The organism is Salmonella sp. SAL04157, assembly GCF_046551635.1.
Lineage (GTDB): Bacteria > Pseudomonadota > Gammaproteobacteria > Enterobacterales > Enterobacteriaceae > Salmonella > Salmonella enterica.
The window spans coordinates 155,679-174,699 of record NZ_JBGDVS010000003.1 but is presented as its reverse complement, the minus strand read 5'-3'; the positions used below and the strand labels follow the sequence as shown (position 1 = coordinate 174,699).

19 protein-coding genes and 1 riboswitch are annotated in these 19,021 nt (G+C 51.1%); of the genes, 11 read left to right on the top strand and 8 right to left on the bottom strand.

What is annotated here, in order from left to right; all coding sequences use genetic code 11:
• Positions 1–64: 64 nt before the first annotated feature.
• Complete coding sequence (locus ACLJRE_RS07540) at positions 65–2,704, bottom strand: PqiB family protein (RefSeq protein ID WP_023212562.1); 2,640 nt, start codon at positions 2,702–2,704, stop codon at positions 65–67.
• Positions 2,673–3,956 (bottom strand): membrane integrity lipid transport subunit YebS, encoded by a 1,284-nt coding sequence (yebS, locus tag ACLJRE_RS07535; protein WP_023212561.1) that lies wholly within the window; start codon positions 3,954–3,956, stop codon positions 2,673–2,675. The genes ACLJRE_RS07540 and yebS overlap by 32 nt, the downstream gene beginning before the upstream one ends.
• A 128-nt stretch (positions 3,957–4,084) precedes the next feature.
• Here yebS and ACLJRE_RS07530 point away from each other — a divergent pair, with 128 nt between their 5' ends.
• The 4 genes from ACLJRE_RS07530 (at position 4,085) to htpX (ending at position 8,509) form a co-directional block, all read left to right on the top strand.
• Positions 4,085–4,582 (top strand): GAF domain-containing protein, encoded by a 498-nt coding sequence (locus tag ACLJRE_RS07530; protein WP_001518229.1) that lies wholly within the window; start codon positions 4,085–4,087, stop codon positions 4,580–4,582.
• Positions 4,583–4,679: 97 nt separating this feature from the next.
• Positions 4,680–5,366 carry an RNA chaperone ProQ gene (proQ, locus tag ACLJRE_RS07525; protein ID WP_000431401.1) on the top strand — a complete coding sequence of 229 codons (687 nt, stop codon included), beginning with the start codon at positions 4,680–4,682 and terminating at the stop codon, positions 5,364–5,366.
• A gap of 19 nt (positions 5,367–5,385) precedes the next feature.
• Positions 5,386–7,434: a carboxy terminal-processing peptidase gene (prc, locus tag ACLJRE_RS07520; protein ID WP_001091237.1), complete on the top strand. Its 2,049-nt coding sequence runs from the start codon at positions 5,386–5,388 to the stop codon at positions 7,432–7,434.
• A 193-nt stretch (positions 7,435–7,627) separates the two neighbouring features.
• Positions 7,628–8,509: a protease HtpX gene (gene htpX, locus ACLJRE_RS07515; protein ID WP_000984498.1), complete on the top strand. Its 882-nt coding sequence runs from the start codon at positions 7,628–7,630 to the stop codon at positions 8,507–8,509.
• 47 nt (positions 8,510–8,556) lie between these two features.
• On the opposite strand, the gene ACLJRE_RS07510 is transcribed toward htpX, so the two are convergent.
• Positions 8,557–9,930, bottom strand: coding sequence for an MFS transporter (locus ACLJRE_RS07510; RefSeq protein ID WP_410957349.1), 1,374 nt, complete (start codon positions 9,928–9,930; stop codon positions 8,557–8,559).
• A gap of 175 nt (positions 9,931–10,105) precedes the next feature.
• Between ACLJRE_RS07510 and kdgR the strand changes: the two genes are divergently transcribed.
• Entirely contained in the window at positions 10,106–10,897 is a 792-nt protein-coding gene (gene kdgR, locus ACLJRE_RS07505) for a DNA-binding transcriptional regulator KdgR (RefSeq protein WP_001262195.1), read from the top strand.
• Between the two features lie 211 nt (positions 10,898–11,108).
• Here kdgR and yobH read toward each other — a convergent pair whose 3' ends face one another.
• Positions 11,109–11,348: an invasion protein YobH gene (gene yobH, locus ACLJRE_RS07500; protein ID WP_001236780.1), complete on the bottom strand. Its 240-nt coding sequence runs from the start codon at positions 11,346–11,348 to the stop codon at positions 11,109–11,111.
• Between the two features lie 157 nt (positions 11,349–11,505).
• Between yobH and mgrB the strand changes: the two genes are divergently transcribed.
• The 6 genes from mgrB (at position 11,506) to rlmA (ending at position 15,861) form a co-directional block, all read left to right on the top strand.
• Positions 11,506–11,649 (top strand): PhoP/PhoQ regulator MgrB, encoded by a 144-nt coding sequence (gene mgrB / locus ACLJRE_RS07495; protein WP_000714547.1) that lies wholly within the window; start codon positions 11,506–11,508, stop codon positions 11,647–11,649.
• A 70-nt stretch (positions 11,650–11,719) separates the two neighbouring features.
• Positions 11,720–12,007, top strand: coding sequence for a YebO family protein (locus ACLJRE_RS07490; protein WP_001667129.1), 288 nt, complete (start codon positions 11,720–11,722; stop codon positions 12,005–12,007).
• Between the two features lie 648 nt (positions 12,008–12,655).
• Positions 12,656–12,799, top strand: a complete 144-nt coding sequence (locus ACLJRE_RS07485; RefSeq protein WP_001537930.1) for a DUF2627 domain-containing protein — start codon at positions 12,656–12,658, stop codon at positions 12,797–12,799.
• A 12-nt stretch (positions 12,800–12,811) separates the two neighbouring features.
• Positions 12,812–13,021, top strand: a complete 210-nt coding sequence (gene cspE, locus ACLJRE_RS07480; RefSeq protein ID WP_001062678.1) for a transcription antiterminator/RNA stability regulator CspE — start codon at positions 12,812–12,814, stop codon at positions 13,019–13,021.
• A 219-nt stretch (positions 13,022–13,240) separates the two neighbouring features.
• On the top strand, positions 13,241–14,986 hold the full coding sequence (gene ftsI / locus ACLJRE_RS07475) for a peptidoglycan glycosyltransferase FtsI (protein WP_000730322.1): 1,746 nt from the start codon (positions 13,241–13,243) through the stop codon (positions 14,984–14,986).
• Positions 14,987–15,051: 65 nt separating this feature from the next.
• A complete protein-coding gene (rlmA, locus tag ACLJRE_RS07470) occupies positions 15,052–15,861 on the top strand; it encodes a 23S rRNA (guanine(745)-N(1))-methyltransferase (RefSeq protein WP_023212664.1) in 810 nt (269 codons plus the stop codon).
• Here the strand turns inward: rlmA and mntP are convergent.
• From mntP to manY, 4 genes are all read right to left on the bottom strand, one after another.
• Entirely contained in the window at positions 15,858–16,424 is a 567-nt protein-coding gene (mntP, locus tag ACLJRE_RS07465; RefSeq protein WP_001518359.1) for a manganese efflux pump MntP, read from the bottom strand. The genes rlmA and mntP overlap by 4 nt on opposite strands.
• A gap of 111 nt (positions 16,425–16,535) precedes the next feature.
• Positions 16,536–16,637, bottom strand: a riboswitch (yybP-ykoY riboswitch).
• 196 nt (positions 16,638–16,833) lie between these two features.
• Positions 16,834–17,292 carry a DUF986 family protein gene (locus ACLJRE_RS07460; RefSeq protein WP_000156280.1) on the bottom strand — a complete coding sequence of 153 codons (459 nt, stop codon included), beginning with the start codon at positions 17,290–17,292 and terminating at the stop codon, positions 16,834–16,836.
• 58 nt (positions 17,293–17,350) lie between these two features.
• On the bottom strand, positions 17,351–18,202 hold the full coding sequence (locus tag ACLJRE_RS07455) for a PTS mannose transporter subunit IID (protein WP_001518647.1): 852 nt from the start codon (positions 18,200–18,202) through the stop codon (positions 17,351–17,353).
• Between the two features lie 12 nt (positions 18,203–18,214).
• The gene (gene manY / locus ACLJRE_RS07450) at positions 18,215–19,015 is read right to left on the bottom strand and encodes a PTS mannose transporter subunit IIC (protein WP_000406918.1); all 801 of its coding nucleotides are present in this window, start codon (positions 19,013–19,015) and stop codon (positions 18,215–18,217) included.
• Positions 19,016–19,021: the final 6 nt, after the last annotated feature.

The window sequence follows — 19,021 nt, the reverse complement described above, 5'->3', positions numbered from 1 at the left end:
GCAAAAAAACAGGCGCGCAGTGTAGCATAAAACGCTCCGGCGCGAGTACGCCGGAGCCTGGTGTTTAACGTGGCAGAGCGGTACCCCATTCACGCCACTCTTTCGGTTCGCTCTCTTGTAACAGGAAATGCTTACCGGCTTGCGCTTTTGGTGCCAGCGGCGTACCAGGTGGAGTAGCGAAGGCGATACCGCCACGGATGAACTGATTAAATGTTCCCGTTTTCACCACGCCGCCTGTTAGACCAAAGTCGAGACTATAGCCGGAGGCGAGCCAGAATACGGAGTTATTACGCACCAGATATTGGTAACGCTTACTGATGCGCAAGGTGATCATCACGCGATCGGAGAGCGACCCCAGGGACATTCCGGTGACGGTTCCCACTTCGATACCGCGGAACAGGACGGGGGTGCCAATATTAAGCGAGCCTGCTTCTGGCGCCTCCACGACGATGCTTAACCCATCCAGATAGCGTGAGTCGGTAATCGTGGCTTCCTGCAGTTCAAAGTCGCGCCGCGCCGCGCCGCGTCCTGGCTCAACGTTAATATAGGGCTGGAGAATCGTATCCAGATGCTCGACGCCCGCCGCGGAAATTTGTGGCGTAATAACGGAAAAACGTGTTCCGGCGCGGGCAAATGTCTGTACATACTCCGGATAAAGTACGGCTTTTGCCTGCACTTCATTACGTGCGGTGATCAATTCCAGCGTCTGGATCTGGCCGATATCAATACCGAGGTAACGAATTGGCATCCCTTCCGCCAGTTTTCCGGCGTCGAACGCGTGCAGCGTAATTTGTCCGCCTACCGCGCGAGCGGAGGTTTCTGAAGCATAAAGAATGCGTTTATCGCCTTTGTGCCGGCTGGCGCTGGCGCTGGCGCCGCTCAGGTTATCAAAACTAATGGCCCCTTTCAGCGCGCGGGAGAGTGGCGAGGCCTGTACCGTTAGGCCGCTGCCGTTAAGTTGCACCTTCGCGCCGCCTTCCGCCCAGAACACGCTATTGCTGGTTAACAGGTGGCGATACTCCGGCTTAATATGCAGGTCGATGTCAAAGGTATTGGCGCGTGGGCGAACGGTGATGACTTCGCCTACTTCAAATTTTCGATACAGCACGACGGAACCTGCCTGGACATCCGGCAACGTTTCGGCCGTCAGCGTCAGGGTGGTAGTCGGTAAGTCACTGAGGCTATTTTCCAGCGCTTTTTCCAGGTTAGCATAGAGCGGGTAGGTGGATTTCATCTTCCCGCTCGTACCGGGTAAAATACGAATTCCGCCGTCAATCCACTCGCTGGCGCTGGCGCCGAGGAACTCTACGCCGTCAAGGCCGACTTTAACATCCACCCGGCTGTTGACCACGAATTTACTGTCGCCCTGTACCAAATCCCGGTGCTGCGGTTTAATCGCGACGGTGAATGACACGCCTTTACTGGATAAGTTGCGCTCGATGACCTGGCCAATTTTTACACCATGTAAAATTAACGGCTGGCCCGGTTCGATGCCGTAACTTTCCGGGGCTGTCAGCGTCAGGGTTAAGGCATTCGCTTCATGCAGCAGGGCTTTTTCACCCGGCACCACCACAAATTCACTGCGCGGTTCGCCGTCGCCCGGCACCAGCTCGAAGGTTTTTCCGGTTAACAACGAACTGATATTCGCGTCACTTAGCGACAGTTTGGGATTGCGTAACTCAATACGCGTATTTTCCCGCATCAGCGGAACAACGCTGGGATCGACGGTCATCTCTCCGGTGACTTTACCGCCAGGGTTGAGCGTCAGTTTAGAAAGCTCACCCACCTCCAGTCCCTGGTACATGAGCGGCGTAGATTCCGCCTTCAGACCGTCTCCGCTGGGCAGCTCAAGTTTAACGATTACCCCTCGTTGGCTGTGGGCTAAATCTTTATATAAGCCGAACGTGTCATCCTGGGCGGCGGGTTTGGAATTGTCCGGCGAGTCAAACGCAATCGCGCCATTGACCAGGGCCGCGAGGCTCTCCAGTTTCACCTTCGCGCCGCTCAGGCTTAGATCGGCGTCAATGCCGGAGACATTCCAGAAACGGCTGCCTTTTTTCACCAGATCGGTAAACCGTCGCTCAATTAGAACGTCAATCGTCACGCCTTGTTTGTTAGGGTTAATCGAATAGTCATACACCCGTCCGACAGGGATTTTACGGAAATAGACCAGTGAACCGCTATTAAGCGAACCGAGATCCGGTGCATTGAGATGAATCATCAGATCGCCGTTGCTAAGCCGGTATTTAGGCTGTGTATCCAGGGCGACGAAATGATCTCTGGGCTTACCTTTACCTGGCATCATACCGATGTAATTCCCGCCGACCAACGCATCCAGGCCGGAAACGCCCGCCAGCGAGGCTTTGGGCGTCACCAGCCAGAATTGCGTCTCTTCGCGCAACGCATCTTCCATATCTGATTTGATACTGACGCGAACTTCAATTTTGCGCAGATCTTTGCTCAGGCTGACATCTTCCACGGTGCCGACTTCTACTCCCTGATAGCGAACGGGAGTACGGCCTGGTACGATACCGTCCGCCGACATAAAATCGATAGTCACGCTATTGCCGCGATCCTGGTAGCTATCCCATACTAGCCACCCTGCGATCATTAGCGCGATAAGCGGTAGCAGCCAGAAAGGTGAAATACGGCGTTTGGTTTTAATTTGCGCTTCAGTCTTCGAAGCGGGCGTTTCCTGACTCATGTGCATCCCAAAGTAAGCGGCTATCCAGCCATTCCACTGCAAGAATAGTCAAAATTACCGCTGCGCCGAAATAAAACGCAGCCGGTCCCATAGTAAAAGCCAGAATCTGATCGCGATTAATCAGAGACATGGTTAACGAGATAACGAAAAGATCCAGCATCGACCAACGGCCTATCCATGTCACCAGACGCAGCAACAGAATTCGCGCCCGCAGTCCCTGTTCGCATTTAAAATGGATACTCAACAGTAGCGTAAACATCACAATGACTTTGGTAAACGGCACCAAAATACTGGCGATAAAAACGACGGCGGCGACGGCGATATTGCTGCTGGCAAGCGACATGATGCCCGACAGGATAGTATCTTCCTGACGCCCGCCATTAATGTAGATTACCGAGATAGGCAGCAGGTTTGCCGGCAGCAAAAAAACAATAGACGCCAGCAAGGCCGCCCAACACTTCTGTATGCTCTGTTTTCTGCGTAACCGTAGCGGAATATGACAACGCGGGCAGCGTCCTTTCGCATCCGGATAGCCGCTAAAGTGGCAGCCAAGACAGACGCGCAATCTTTCGTCCGCACGTTGAGCAGGGCGCTGCGGATAAAATCGTTCCCATAGTTGCTCCACATTCAGATGAATCATAGTCAGAATGCTAAGAACCACCAACGAGACGAATGCTAAAAGCCCGATGCCCGGCTGCAGAAAGGCATAGTCCTGCACTTTGATAGAGGCAACGCCAATACCGACCAGATAGATGTCCAGCATCACCCACTCTTTCAGTTTTTCCAGCATCAGCAGGACTGGACGCAGATTCATGCCGAGGAGGCTGCCAAACCACAGATAAGCAATTGAAAAAACCAGAATAAGCGGCGCGCCCACCACGCAAAAGAGCACCATTGCGGCGGTTAACGGATCGCCCTGCTGCGTCATTTGCCAGATGCCGTGCATCACATTGGCATCAATGCGTACGCCCAACAGGTAGATATGGAGTAGCGGTTCACCCCAGGCAAACGGCATCAATAGCAGCATGGTTACTGCCATCGCGGTCAGCCGCGTCAGCGACCAGTCGCGCCCATCGCGAATTTTGGCCTGGCAACGAGGACAATAAGCGCTTTGATGAGCGCTCATCTCCGGCAAGCTGAACAGCATGTCGCATTCAGGGCAGCGCTGGTAGTGGCTGCGCGGCAGCGCTTCGCTAATTGACCTGATCGTTAGCTTTTTTGTTGGCGTGACGTGTGAGGTGTTCAGAGCCATGTATCGTGAATCAAAGTGTTAGAATAATGTAATCTTAACTCATGACAGGAATAATCTTGAGCAAGAACGCATTTAATGCTTATTTTAATAGCCTGTGTTTAGGAGTAAGACCACGAAGTGATTATATAATGAGCAAAACAGAACTATACGCGGCATTAAACCGCGATTTTCAGTCGTTAATGGCAGGTGAAACCAGCTTTCTGGCCACGCTGGCGAATACCAGCGCGCTACTGTTCGAACGTCTTACCGAGGTGAACTGGGCAGGATTTTATCTCCTCGAAGGCGATACGCTGGTGTTGGGGCCGTTTCAGGGGCGAATCGCCTGTGTGCGGATTCCGGTTGGTCGCGGCGTGTGCGGCGCAGCGGTAGCGCAGAATAAGGTTCAACGTATTGATGATGTTCATGCGTTTGACGGCCATATTGCCTGTGATGCCGCCAGCAACGCCGAAATTGTGCTGCCTGTCACGGTTGGCGAACGGATTATCGGCGTGCTGGATATAGATAGCACGGCGTTTGGCCGTTTTACCGAAGAAGATGAACACGGCCTGCGTACGCTGGTCGCACAGCTTGAAACCGTGCTTGCAACGACGGATTACAAAAAATTCTTTGCGAGCGTCGCAGGATAATCAACGGATAACGTAGCAATTACTGATGGCGTCATTATAATGACGCCTGTTCATGCCTGCTGCTTGTTGGCTACGTCCGTTGTAATCAGGAAATTTCATGGAAAATCAACCTAAGTTGAATAGCAGTAAAGAAGTTATCGCGTTTCTGGCCGAGCGTTTTCCTCACTGTTTTAGTGCGGAAGGCGAAGCTCGCCCGCTGAAAATTGGTATTTTTCAGGATCTGGTAGAGCGAGTTGGGGGCGAAATGAACCTCAGCAAAACGCAACTTCGTTCCGCTTTACGTCTTTATACTTCAAGCTGGCGTTACCTGTACGGCGTTAAGCCGGGCGCAACGCGCGTCGACCTTGATGGCAATCCGTGCGGCGAGCTGGAAGAACAGCATGTCGAACATGCGCGTAAGCAGCTTGAAGAAGCCAAAGCCCGTGTTCAGGCGCAGCGCGCAGAGCAGCAAGCGAAAAAACGCGAAGCTGCCGCGGCGGCTGGCGAAAAAGAAGACGCGCCGCGACGCGAGCGTAAACCTCGCCCGGTAGCGCGTCGTAAAGAAGGCGCTGAACGTAAACCTCGGGCTGATAAACCGACGACGAAAGCGCCGCGTGCGCCTCGCGAAGAGAAGCACACGCCGGTTTCTGATATTTCAGTATTGACCGTAGGGCAGTCCCTCAAGGTGAAAGCGGGTAATAATGCGATGGATGCCACCGTATTAGAAATCACCAAAGATGGTGTCCGTGTACAGCTGAATTCGGGTATGTCTTTGATTGTACGCGCAGAACACCTGGTGTTCTGAAACGGAGGCCAGGCCTGGCATGAACACTTTTTTTAGGCTTACCGCGTTAGCTGGCCTGCTTGCATTAGCAGGCCAGTCCTTCGCCGTGGAAGATATTACGCGTGCCGATCAAATTCCCGTACTAAAGGAAGAGACGCAACATGCGACGGTGAGTGAGCGCGTAACGTCGCGTTTTACCCGCTCCCACTATCGCCAGTTCGATCTGGATGAGGCATTTTCGGCAAAGATTTTTGATCGCTATCTGAATCTTCTCGACTATAGCCACAACGTTTTGTTGGCGAGCGATGTCGAGCAGTTTGCGAAAAAGAAAACCGTGTTGGGCGATGAGCTGCGCACGGGTAAGCTGGATGTTTTTTACGATCTTTATAACCTGGCGCAAAAGCGCCGGTTTGAACGTTACCAGTACGCGCTAAAAGTGCTGGAACGGCCAATGGATTTCACCGGAAACGATACGTTTAACCTGGACCGCAGTAAAGCGCCCTGGCCGAAAGATGAGGCTGAGCTAAATGCGCTGTGGGATGGTAAAGTGAAATTCGATGAGCTCAGTCTGAAACTCACCGGCAAGAGCGACAAAGAAATTCGCGAAACGCTGACGCGTCGCTACAAATTCGCTATTCGTCGCCTGGCGCAGACCAACAGTGAAGATGTGTTCTCGCTGGCGATGACCGCTTTTGCGCGTGAAATCGACCCACATACGAATTATCTTTCTCCCCGCAATACCGAGCAGTTTAATACCGAAATGAGCCTGTCTCTGGAAGGTATCGGCGCGGTGCTGCAAATGGATGACGATTATACTGTCATTAACTCATTGGTTGCCGGCGGCCCGGCAGCGAAGAGCAAGTCGATTAGCGTCGGCGATCGTATCGTCGGCGTAGGGCAAGCCGGAAAACCGATGGTCGACGTCATTGGCTGGCGTCTTGACGATGTGGTGGCGCTGATCAAAGGGCCAAAAGGCAGCAAGGTTCGACTGGAAATACTGCCGGCTGGCAAAGGGACGAAAACGCGTATTATCACGCTGACGCGTGAACGGATTCGTCTTGAAGATCGCGCGGTTAAAATGTCGGTGAAAACCGTCGGCAAGGAAAAAGTTGGCGTACTGGATATTCCAGGCTTCTATGTCGGCTTGACCGATGATGTCAAAGTTCAGCTTCAGAAGCTGGAAAAACAGAACGTTAATAGCATCGTTATCGATCTGCGTTCAAACGGCGGCGGGGCGCTGACGGAAGCCGTTTCGCTTTCCGGTCTGTTTATCCCTTCTGGTCCGATAGTTCAGGTGCGCGACAATAACGGCAAAGTGCGTGAGGATAGCGACACCGACGGCGTGGTCTACTACAAAGGCCCGCTGGTGGTGCTGGTCGATCGTTTCAGTGCCTCGGCATCGGAAATCTTTGCTGCCGCGATGCAGGATTATGGGCGCGCGCTGATTGTCGGTGAGCCGACCTTCGGTAAAGGTACGGTACAGCAATATCGTTCGCTAAACCGAATTTACGATCAGATGCTTCGCCCGGAATGGCCTGCGCTGGGTTCGGTGCAGTACACCATTCAGAAGTTTTACCGTGTCAACGGCGGTAGTACGCAGCGTAAAGGGGTCACGCCGGATATCATCATGCCGACTGGCAATGAAGAGACGGAAACCGGAGAAAAATTTGAAGATAACGCCTTGCCGTGGGATAGCATTGATGCGGCGAAATACGTGAAATCGGACGATTTGGCCCCGTTTGGCCCGGAATTATTGAAAGAACACAACGCGCGTATCGCCAAAGATCCTGAGTTTCAGTACATCATGAAGGATATCGCACGTTTCAATGCCATGAAGGATAAGCGCAACATCGTCTCTCTGAATTATGCGCAGCGTGAGAAAGAGAACAATGAAGAAGACGCTCTGCGTCTGGCGCGTATTAACGATCGGTTTAAACGTGAGGGTAAACCGTTGCTGAAGAAACTGGACGATCTGCCAAAGGATTACCAGGAGCCGGACCCGTACCTTGATGAAACGGTGAAGATTGCTCTGGATCTGGCGCATCTTGAAAAAGAAAAACCAGCGGAGCAGGCGGCAGCCAATAAGTAACGCTAAACAGGCACAAAAAATTGTGCCTGTTTTTTTTTAACAAGCGCAGAAGTCGTCAGGATAATGCTACAAAATGTAAAGTTGTGTTTTTCTCGTGACTTACCGCCTGGTGATGCTTGAAAATAGCCATAAGACCCATACGATGTGGGTAATCGCATAGTGCGCTTTGTTAAATTGAGGTTAAAAGAAAATTATGATGCGAATCGCGCTCTTCCTGCTGACGAACCTGGCCGTGATGGTCGTTTTCGGGCTGGTTCTGAGCCTGACAGGGATACAGTCGAGCAGCGTGCAAGGCTTGCTGATCATGGCGCTGCTGTTTGGTTTTGGCGGTTCTTTTATTTCATTGCTGATGTCCAAATGGATGGCGTTAAAATCCGTAGGAGGGGAAGTTATTGAACAGCCTCGCAATGAAAGAGAACGCTGGTTGATGAACACCGTAGCAACGCAAGCGCGCCAGGCCGGTATCGCCATGCCGCAGGTTGCTATCTACCATGCGCCGGACATTAACGCGTTTGCGACGGGCGCACGCCGTGACGCCTCATTGGTCGCTGTGAGCACCGGTTTGTTGCAAAACATGAGCCCTGACGAAGCGGAAGCCGTCATTGCGCATGAAATCAGCCATATTGCCAATGGCGATATGGTGACGATGACGTTGATTCAGGGGGTGGTTAACACCTTCGTTATCTTTATTTCGCGCATTATCGCGCAAATTGCCGCTGGTTTTCTGGGCGGCAACCGTGATGAGGGCGAAGGAAGTAACGGTAATCCGCTAATCTATTTCGCCGTTGCGACGGTGCTGGAACTGGTCTTCGGTATTCTGGCGAGCATTATCACCATGTGGTTCTCCCGTTACCGTGAGTTTCATGCCGATGCGGGATCGGCGAAGCTGGTTGGCCGTGAAAAAATGATTGCTGCGTTGCAGCGCCTGAAAACCAGCTACGAGCCGCAAGAAGCGACCAGCATGATGGCGTTTTGTATTAACGGTAAATCGAAATCGTTAAGCGAGCTGTTTATGACGCACCCACCGCTGGATAAACGCATTGAAGCGCTGCGTAGCGGTGAGTACCTGAAATAATAAGCCCACTGGCAAGTATGAAAAGCGCGTCGAATGACGCGCTTTTTTTACGTCTGAACGCGTGGTTGCGTAATACGTAAACCGCTCACTACCGCCGCGAGAGTCGCCAGGATCGCCGCCGCGAGCAACGAAAGATGCGTACCGCTATCGCCAAACTGGTTCAACATTAGCGCTACCAGCGCGGCGCCAGTACTTTGGCCTAACAGTCGCGCCGTGCCCAGCATCCCGCTGGCGCCACCGCTGCGCTCACGCGGCGCGGAAGTGATAATGGTGTGATTATTCGGCGACTGGAACAGGCCAAACCCTGCGCCGCAAAGGATCATCGGCCAGATAATATTCAGATCGGAGGGGGAGCCTGGCAACATGACCAGCGCAAACAACCCGGCTGCCATTATCACCATTCCCAGCGCCCCCAGCAAACCGGCATGAAGACGTTCTATCAGGTATCCCGCCAGCGGCGCCATTACCATCGTTGCCAGCGGCCAGGGCGTCAATAACAGGCCGGTTTTTACTTCGCTACGGCCCAGCACGGTTTGCAGATAAAAAGGTAGCGAGACCATGGCTAACATTTGCGCGAAGAACGAGCAAATTGACGTGCCGATCGAGAGTGAAAAAAGCGGAATTCGTAACAAGTCGATGGGTAACAAAGGGACGGGCAAAGAAAGCTGGCGGCGCACGAAGAAAAACCCGACCACGACCAGAACGAGCAGCTCTGCGCCAAACAACGTTAGCGACTGTCCCTGGGCAAATCCGCTCAATGCGGTAATCAGCAGGCCAAATGTGAGCGCATTCATTACCGCGCTCGGTAAGTCAAAGCGCGGCTTAGTGTCATGGGCGATGTTTGCTGGTAAAAAGCGTATGGCCAGAATTAACGCGATGATACCTAACGGGACATTAATCAGAAACAGCCATTTCCATGATGAGATGGACAAAATCGCCGCGGCGATCGTCGGACCCGCGGCGGAAGAGACTGCGACGATAAAAGAGTTAATTCCCATACCTCGTCCCAGATGACGCTGGGGGTAGATAAGACGAATCAGCGCCGTGTTTACGCTCATTAGCGCCGCGCCGCCAAATCCCTGCGCGATGCGCGCCAGCGTCAGCATCTGCAGCGAGTCTGAAAGCGCGCAAAACAATGATGAAAGCAGAAATACCACTAAACCACATTTGTAGATCCGGCGATAACCAAACATGTCGCCTAAAAAAGACAGGGAAAGCAGTGAGACGACAATGGCAATTTGGTACGCATTGACAATCCAGATAGAGCTGGCAGGGGAGGCATGTAAATCAGTCGCAATGGTTGGCAGTGCGACATTAGCGATTGCGCCATCCAGAACCGCCATCGAAATACCGATAATAATCGTCAGGATAGCGCCGTATCTCTGCGGGAGGGGCAGGCCATCGGCCCGTGTTTTTTCCATAAGTATTTTGTAATAAGGGGAATTATGAGCTGAATAATAATGTTAGCATTAATACTGAGTTGTTATGTCGCAGATTTGTAACGAAGTAAGCAAAGATGGATTGCGGGCGACCTGGCGTGAAATTATAATAAAAACTCGTTCTGAATTTTATAAAACGCTCGTAATGAGGTGATAAATGGCAAACGCAGATCTGGATAAGCAGCCTGATTCTGTATCTTCTGTGCTGAAAGTTTTCGGCATTCTGCAGGCGCTGGGTGAAGAGCGTGAAATAGGGATTACCGAGCTATCGCAGCGCGTCATGATGTCGAAAAGCACCGTTTATCGCTTTTTGCAAACCATGAAAACGCTGGGCTACGTGGCTCAGGAGGGGGAGTCTGAAAAATACTCTCTGACGCTAAAGCTGTTTGAGCTGGGCGCGCGAGCGTTGCAAAATGTTGATCTCATCCGCAGTGCGGACATTCAGATGCGCGAACTGTCTCGTCTGACAAAAGAAACTATCCATCTTGGCGCGCTGGATGAAGACAGCATTGTCTATATCCATAAAATTGACTCTATGTACAATCTGCGGATGTACTCACGTATTGGGCGTCGTAATCCGCTGTACAGTACGGCCATCGGTAAAGTGCTTCTGGCCTGGCGCGACCGTGATGAGGTTAAGCAGATTCTCGACGGCGTAGAGTATAAGCAAAGCACTGGACGCACGATTACCAGCACTGAAGCGTTGTTGCCGCTGTTGGATGAAGTGCGTGCGCAAGGCTACGGTGAAGATAACGAAGAACAGGAAGAAGGGTTACGTTGTATCGGCGTACCGGTATTTGACCGTTTTGGCGTAGTCATCGCAGGGTTAAGCATTTCGTTCCCGACGCTGCGTTTTTCAGAAGAACGCCTACAGGAATATGTGGCTATGTTACACGCCGCCGCGCGTAAAATTTCTGAACAAATGGGTTACAACGATTATCCCTTCTAAGCAACGTTATTAGCATGACGTTAAAAAAAAGCAGCTACGAAAAATGTAGCTGCTTTTTTTATAACATCGGGTGGGATGAAATCGTAAAAGTAGATAATATCTGTCGGCTTATTTAACGGTTATTAAAATATTATTTAACAGTACTTATGAACAACAGCCAATATAGGGGAATTATTGGCGATAGTTTCACTGTGAAATTATTTATTGCCGCTTAGCCATTATCCACCACGGTGGCGATTTTTCTGAAAATGGGACAGTCGGAAAAGCCAATAATGCCGCTGTTGGTATGGAGATATTGCGCCGTGCTGGTGCCGCGTGCGGTCAGGTAATGGCACTGTAAACCCAGCCCCGCAGCGTTCACTTTACTTCCCACCAGGACGCCATAGCCGCTCATCAGCAGGCCTATCCACACCAGGGCAAACAATACAATTGCGCGAATGATCAAACGCATTACTACCTCTTTTCTTTTTTAGTTAGAATAAGAGTAGCGTGTACATTGATTGAAACAAGTGAATCATTCCTAAAAACATATAATGCCGCTACAGTTACTCCTGGTTTAAGTAACTCATGATAATTTAGCGACATAAGATGTAAGATCGGAGAGTGGAGTGAAAAAATTTCGATGGGTCGTTCTCGGCATCGTGGTGGTAGTATGCCTGTTGCTGTGGGCGCAGGTGTTTAATATCATGTGCGATCAGGATGTACAATTTTTCAGCGGTATTTGCGCCATCAATAAATTTATTCCCTGGTAAACGTTTTACACCAGAGATTTCCTTCCCGTGTAGCAGTGGTAGAATGACGTCTCTACATTGAGGTGGTGAAATGAACGACGTTTTAAACTCTGGTGCGTTTTCTCTTGCATCTTTAATAGTATCAATGGTGGTTCTGGTGGTGGGGCTGGTGCTCTGGTTCTTTGTCAACCGGGCAAGTTCCCGTGCCAACGAGCAGATAGAACTGCTCGAAGCGTTATTGGATCAACAGAAGCGGCAAAACGCGTTGTTACGTCGCCTTTGCGAAGCAAACGAACCAGAAAAAGAAGCGGAACCCGCAACAGCGGCAAGCGAACCAAAAGAGGATGAGGACATCATTCGTCTGGTTGCAGAACGATAATGCTTACCGGGGCGCAAATGGCGCCAGTGCCATACGCCCCATTTCCCCGTCGGATCTCTCCGCGTTGCCGTTTGCAACTGATACTACGGCATCAACGCCTTACATAATATATGGCTTTATATGCAACATAGTTTTATATGTATAACAAAAGGACATATGGCATTTTTGTGATACCGCTCATTCTCTATTAAAAGCGAAACGTTTCTCTCTCTTTATGGATTGTCATTGTTTGTTCATTATTTTAAGGCATTCTGTAAAGACGCAGAACATCACAAAAAGCGGTGTCGAAAATCGCTTTTTTTTTCTATTATTTTGATTAAAAGGTGTTTTTTATCATTGTGACAATTTATGCATAACTCAGCATAGAAAGTGATATGAAAAATACAGCTTTTAAATGTGATTTGATGCACTGGAAGAAGCGAAGTTATTGAGCTATGGTAGAAAAATGGCTTTTCAGCAGTGACGTTGTCAGGAGTCCGTCAGCGCGTGAGGATATATCTTTCGCAACTTTGTTGCATAAACGTGCTGTCAATTTGTGAAGGTTCTCGTAATTTGTGCGACGGATCGAGACACGTTTAAAAATGGCTTGCCATAATTAACGTTGTATGTGATAACAGGCTTTGGGTTAAACGAGGTACAGTTCTGTTTATGTGTGGCATTTTCAGTAAAGAAGTCCTGAGTAAACACGTTGACGTTGAATACCGCTTCTCTGCCGAACCTTATATTAGTGCCTCAAGCAGTAATGTCTCAGTTTTATCTATGTTATGCCTACGGGCAAAGAAAACACTCTAAGGAATTTTGCAAATGGCAAAGATTAAAGGTCAAGTTAAGTGGTTCAACGAATCCAAAGGTTTTGGCTTCATTACTCCGGCTGACGGCAGCAAAGATGTGTTCGTACACTTCTCCGCTATCCAGGGCAATGGTTTCAAAACTCTGGCTGAAGGCCAGAACGTTGAGTTCGAAATTCAGGACGGCCAGAAAGGTCCGGCTGCTGTTAACGTAACAGCTATCTGATTGACACCACTGATTTGATGCGTTTGTCGCGTCAGCCTCAGATATAAAGCCTCGCTAAAAGCGGGGCTTTTTAATTCAATATCCTTCAAAATGTGTCTGGATGCGCTCTCGTTAGCGATTTGTTGCAAAGGCGCGATGTTATTAGCATTGTTTTTTCTGGTTTTTCCGTCCGTTTCCCGTTAAATCAATCACCTGAAAAATGATTCGGCTGGAGATCAGGTGAAAAAGAAAAGCGACGGCGATACCCGTAATTTTACGCCCATACGTTTTGCACTACTTTGCACTGCCATTCTGCTCAGTATGGCATTGTTGTTAGGGCGGGTGGCATGGCTGCAAATTGTTACGCCGTCGAAACTGGTGAAACAAGAAGATATGCGCTCGCTTCGTGAAGTGACCACAGCCTCTCCACGCGGCATGATCACCGACAGAGAAGGGCGACCCTTAGCGGTGAGCGTTCCGGTTAATGCTGTCTGGGCCGATCCGAAGACTATCATAAGCAAAGGCGGCGTTGGCTACAATGAGCGCTGGCAGGCGCTGGCCAGCGCCTTACATCTGTCGCTCAGTACGCTTGCGGAACGGGTAAACAGTAACCCGGCAGGCCGTTTTATCTACCTTGCGCGCCAGGTTTCACCCCAGCAAGCCGAATGGATAGATAAACTGAATCTACCGGGTATTAACCTGCGGGAAGAGTCGCGCCGTTTTTACCCTGCCGGACACGTAGCGGCCAATTTGATCGGCTTTACCAATATCGACGGGCAGGGAATAGAAGGTATTGAAAAAAGCTTTAACGCGCAACTGACGGGAAAACCGGGCTCCCGACTGGTGCGTAAAGATAAATTTGGTCACGTTATTGAGAACATTACGGAAGTGAATCCGGTTCCTGCTCATGAACTTCAGCTTAGCATTGATGAACGTCTGCAAACGGTTACCGAAGATGCGCTGGATAACGCCGTCATCTGGAACAAAGCGGAATCCGGCGCTGCCGTATTGATTAACATCCCAACGGGTGAAATTCTCTCGATGGCGAGCTACCCGGATTTCAACCCGAACAATCGTGAAGGCGCGCAGTTGGACGATTTTCGTAACCGCGCGATTAGCGACACTTTCGAACCCGGTTCTACTGTGAAGCCATTGGTCATTATGACTGCGTTACAGCAGGGCATCGTGCAGCCGGACAGCGTTATCGATACCCATCCTTTTACTCTCGATGGACACCGTATCCGCGACGTCGGTTACTATCCGGAACTGACATTAACCGGCATTTTGCAAAAATCCAGCGATACCGGCGTTTCTCACCTTTCTCTGGCGATGCCGGTGCAGAAATTAATGGATACTTATAAAAGCTTTGGTTTCGGCGTGCCTACCGGACTGGGTCTCACCGGAGAGAGCAGCGGGTTATTACCGAAACGCCGTTACTGGAGTGATTTAGATCGCGCTACCTTCGCTTTTGGCTATGGATTAATGGTGACGCCGCTGCAACTGGCGCATGTTTATGCCACGATTGGCAGCTTTGGTATCTACCGTCCGTTATCGATCACCAAAGTTGATCCACCCGTGATCGGCACGCGAGTAATGCCGGAAGAACTGGTGCACGAGGTGGAACATATGATGGAGAGCGTCGCGTTGCCTGGCGGCGGCGGAACAAAAGCCGCAGTAAGAGACTACCGTATTGCGGTCAAAACCGGGACGGCGAAAAAAATTGGCGATGATGGTAAATACGTCGATAAGTATGTGGCATATACCGCAGGCGTCGCGCCGGCAAGTAACCCCAGATTTGCGCTGGTGGTGGTGATTAATAATCCGCAAAATGGGGCTTATTATGGCGGCGCGGTATCTGCGCCCGTATTCAGCCAGATCATGGGCGATGTGCTGCGGCTGGAAAATGTTGAGCCAGACGGTATGCCAGCCGATTCAGATCACCTTCTGGTGATGCATGGCAGCCACGTTGCGGTTCCGGGCTCGTAAAGGATTTTCCCGGGGCGCAATTCGCGTTACACTTGCGCCCTTTAGCGCCCCAGTCCGGAGTTGTCATGTCGTTTACCTGTCCGCTTTGCCATCAGCCGCTTACGCAGATTAATAACAGCGTTATATGTCCACAGCGCCATCAGTTTGATGTGGCGAAAGAGGGCTACATCAATCTGCTGCCGGTACAGCATAAACGTTCGCGCGATCCGGGCGACAGCGCCGAAATGATGCAGGCGAGGAGAGCGTTTCTTGATGCGGGCCATTATCAGCCGCTGCGCGATGCCGTGATTAACCTGTTGCGTGAGCGGCTGGATCAGTCGGCCACGGCGATTCTGGATATCGGCTGCGGCGAGGGGTATTACACTCATGCTTTTGCCGAGGCGTTGCCGGGAGTCACCGCGTTTGGACTGGACGTTGCTAAAACGGCGATCAAAGCGGCGGCGAAACGCTATTCGCAGGTGAAGTTTTGTGTGGCGTCAAGCCATCGACTGCCCTTTGCCGATGCGTCAATGGATGCGGTGATCAGAATCTACGCCCCGTGTAAGGCGCAGGAATTGGCGCGTGTGGTGAAACCTGGTGGTTGGGTCGTTACCGCCACGCCAGGGTCGCATCATCTGATGGAACTAAAAGGGCTCATTTATGATGAGGTGCGTTTACATGCGCCGTATACCGAGCAGCTCGACGGATTCACATTGCAGCAGAGTACCCGCCTTGCTTATCACATGCAGCTCACCGCCGAAGCGGCTGTAGCACTGTTGCAAATGACGCCATTTGCCTGGCGCGCCAGGCCAGACGTGTGGGAACAACTGGCCGCCAGCGCCGGACTTAGCTGCCAGACGGATTTCAACCTTCATCTCTGGCAGCGTAACCGTTAACCGTGAAAATGCGTCCAGAGGATCTGGACGCCAATTCCTATCAGTACGACCCCGCCGAGAATTTCAGCACGCTTACCCAGCATTGGGCCGATAAAGCGACCGATCATCATCCCGAGGGTGGACATGATAAGCGTGGCGCAACCGATAGCTAATGCGGTTGCGATGATGTTTACCTGCAAAAACGCCAGACCGACGCCAACCGCCATCGCATCGAGGCTGGTCGCGATAGCCGTCGTGACTAATAGCCAAAAGCTGTGGCGACGTAACGGTGTTTCATCTTCATCACTACCGCCGCGGATACCTTCGATGATCATGCGTCCGCCCAGAAAGATCAGCAGAACAAAGGCTATCCAGTGGTTCCATTCCAGAACGAATTTACTCGCCAATATCCCCAGCCCCCAGCCGATCAACGGGGTTAGCGTTTCAACCGCGCCAAAGATAAGACCGGTACGCAACGCTTCTGAGAATTTGGGTTTATGTAGGGTGGCGCCTTTGCCAATTGATGCCGCGAAAGCATCCATCGACATGCCGAAAGCGAGAAGAACAGTAGCAGTAAAGTGCATGACAGCGTCCTGACCGGGGTATCCATTAAACACATCACTGCCCCCAGCAAACATGCATGTCGCCATTCTGTGACGAAATACACAGCAGTTGATGCGCCTATGGTCTCGCCTGACCAGCGGCTGCTGGTCCGTACGCGCCACGTTTTGCAACGAGTATGTTGACGCGTACATTTCCGGAGTCTGGAAATCGGCTACTCCCCAATTGACGGCGCAACATTAACATATTTTTAGAATATAAAACAACAGCGATAAAATATTATTTGTCTTCTAATTGAAAACGATTTTCATTTAGATTTATTCATCAATAAAACGTTAAATTAAATAACAATTGGTCAATAGAAAATATAGCCTTAGCTATATTATGATTCGAAATAAAATTCGAAAAACATAGTTGAGGCTATATCTTAGGTTATTGATTTTCAATAAGAAGCTTATATATTTTTTCCAGATCGTCGATATTGCGTACACGGATAAGCAAGCGTCGTTGTTCTAATTGCATCACCAGTACGCCGTCCTCCGATAAATTCATCTCTTTAATACGGTTATATTCTATCCAGACATTGGCGAAGAAAAAGCCACGTTGTTTAAAGATGATCCGTGGCGTGCGGATCCAGAATATATAAAACCCCATTAACGCCAGCGCACTTAATAACCATGTGGTCATCTGCGCTCCGTGGCTGGTTACGTTGTTATAAATAAGGATGGCGACCAGCCCAACGAAGATAACGCTGTCTACGCGACCACGGCGAAGCAGGGCTATAGAAAGCAGAGTGGGGCCATTGCGACGGGGCATGATGAACTGATCGTAGAGAGCGTAAGCCAATAATGCGGCAATAAAGAGAATCAGCACCAGGTCCGTGATAGTCATTTATCCTCCAGAGAAATAAAAAAACGGGGCCGTTTGGCCCCGGTAGTGTACAACAGCCTTACTGGCCCAGCAGTCCTACGGAGTAGCCGGCGATACCAATGACGAAGAAGCCCACGATAATCCACAGCGGGTTAACTTTCTTACGCAGCAGCCACATACAGGCAAAGGTCAACAGTAGCGGAACCAGCCCCGGCATCAGCTGGTCGAGAATGGTTTGCACGGTGGTAACGCGTGTCTGACCATCCTGACCGGTGATGGTGGAGACCACCAGCGGGATATTCACATGCGTCCACTTGTTAACCAATGCCCCCATGACAAACAGGCCGAGGATTGACGCCCCCTCAGTCAGTTTTTGCAGGAAGCCGCCGCCCATATCTTTAACGATATCGACGCCTTTGCGGTAGCCATAAGCCACGCCATAATAACGGGTCGCCAGACGCACCAGGTTAAACAGGATGAAAAACAGCAGCGGACCAAGCAGGCTGCCGCTCATCGCAATACCTGCGCCCAGCGCCGCGAATACCGGACGGACGGTACCCCAGAAGATAGGGTCGCCGACGCCTGCCAGCGGTCCCATCAGACCGACTTTGATACCGTTGATAGCGCCATCGTCAATCTCTGCGCCGTTCGCACGCTTTTCTTCCATTGCCAGGGTCACGCCCAGTACCGGCGCCGCAACGTAAGGATGAGTGTTAAAGAACTCCAGGTGACGTTTAATCGCCTGTTTACGCGCGTCATTATTCTCCGGATACAGGCGACGAATCGCCGGCACCATAGAGAAGCAGAAGCCCAGCGCTTGCATACGTTCGAAGTTCCATGACCCCTGGAACAGGTTAGAACGAAGAAATACGCCGCGAATATCGCTCGGAGTGAGTTTTTTCTCGGTGGTAGTTTTAGTCATATCAACCATTTCGCTCACCTGTTAGTCCAGTTCGTTGTCGAGATCGTTATTGCCAGCAGCCGCTGCAGGCGCGCCCGCTACACGGTTGTATTTCGGGCTCAGCTGGATGTAAAGAATAGCCATCACTGCGCCGATGACACCCAGTGCGACCAGGTTGAAGTTTGTGAAAGCCGCGGTGACGAAACCGAGGTAGAAGAACGGCATCAGGTAGCCTGCGCGCATCATGTTGATAACCATCGCATAACCAACCACGACGATCATGCCGCCAGCGATGTTCAGACCGCCTGTGACGACTTCAGGAATCGCATTCAGCATTCCCTGTACTTCGCTGGTGCCTACGGAGATGGCAACGATAACCGCCGGGATAGCGATACGCATTGCCTGCAGGAACAGAGAAGAAACGTGCAGCCAGGAGAGCGCCGTCAGGTTGCCGTTTTCAGCCGCCTTGTCCGCCGCGTGCTGGAATGCCACGGTGATGGTACGAACGATAATAGTCAGTACCTGGCCTGCCGCCGCCAGCGGAATCGCCAGCGCGATACCGGCGCCAATGCTTTGATGCCCGGCGATGACCAGAACGGTAGAGATGATGGACGCCAGTGCGGCATCAGGCGCAACGGCAGCACCGATGTTCATCCAGCCCAGAGCGATCATTTCCAGAGTACCGCCGATGATAATACCGGTTTTCATGTCCCCCAGAACGGCGCCGATTAAGGTACAGGCGATCAGCGGACGGTGGAACTGAAATTCATCAAGTACCGACTCCATACCTGCGATACATGCGACGATGAACACCAGCACAATCTGAAGAGTGGTAATCTCCATTGTACT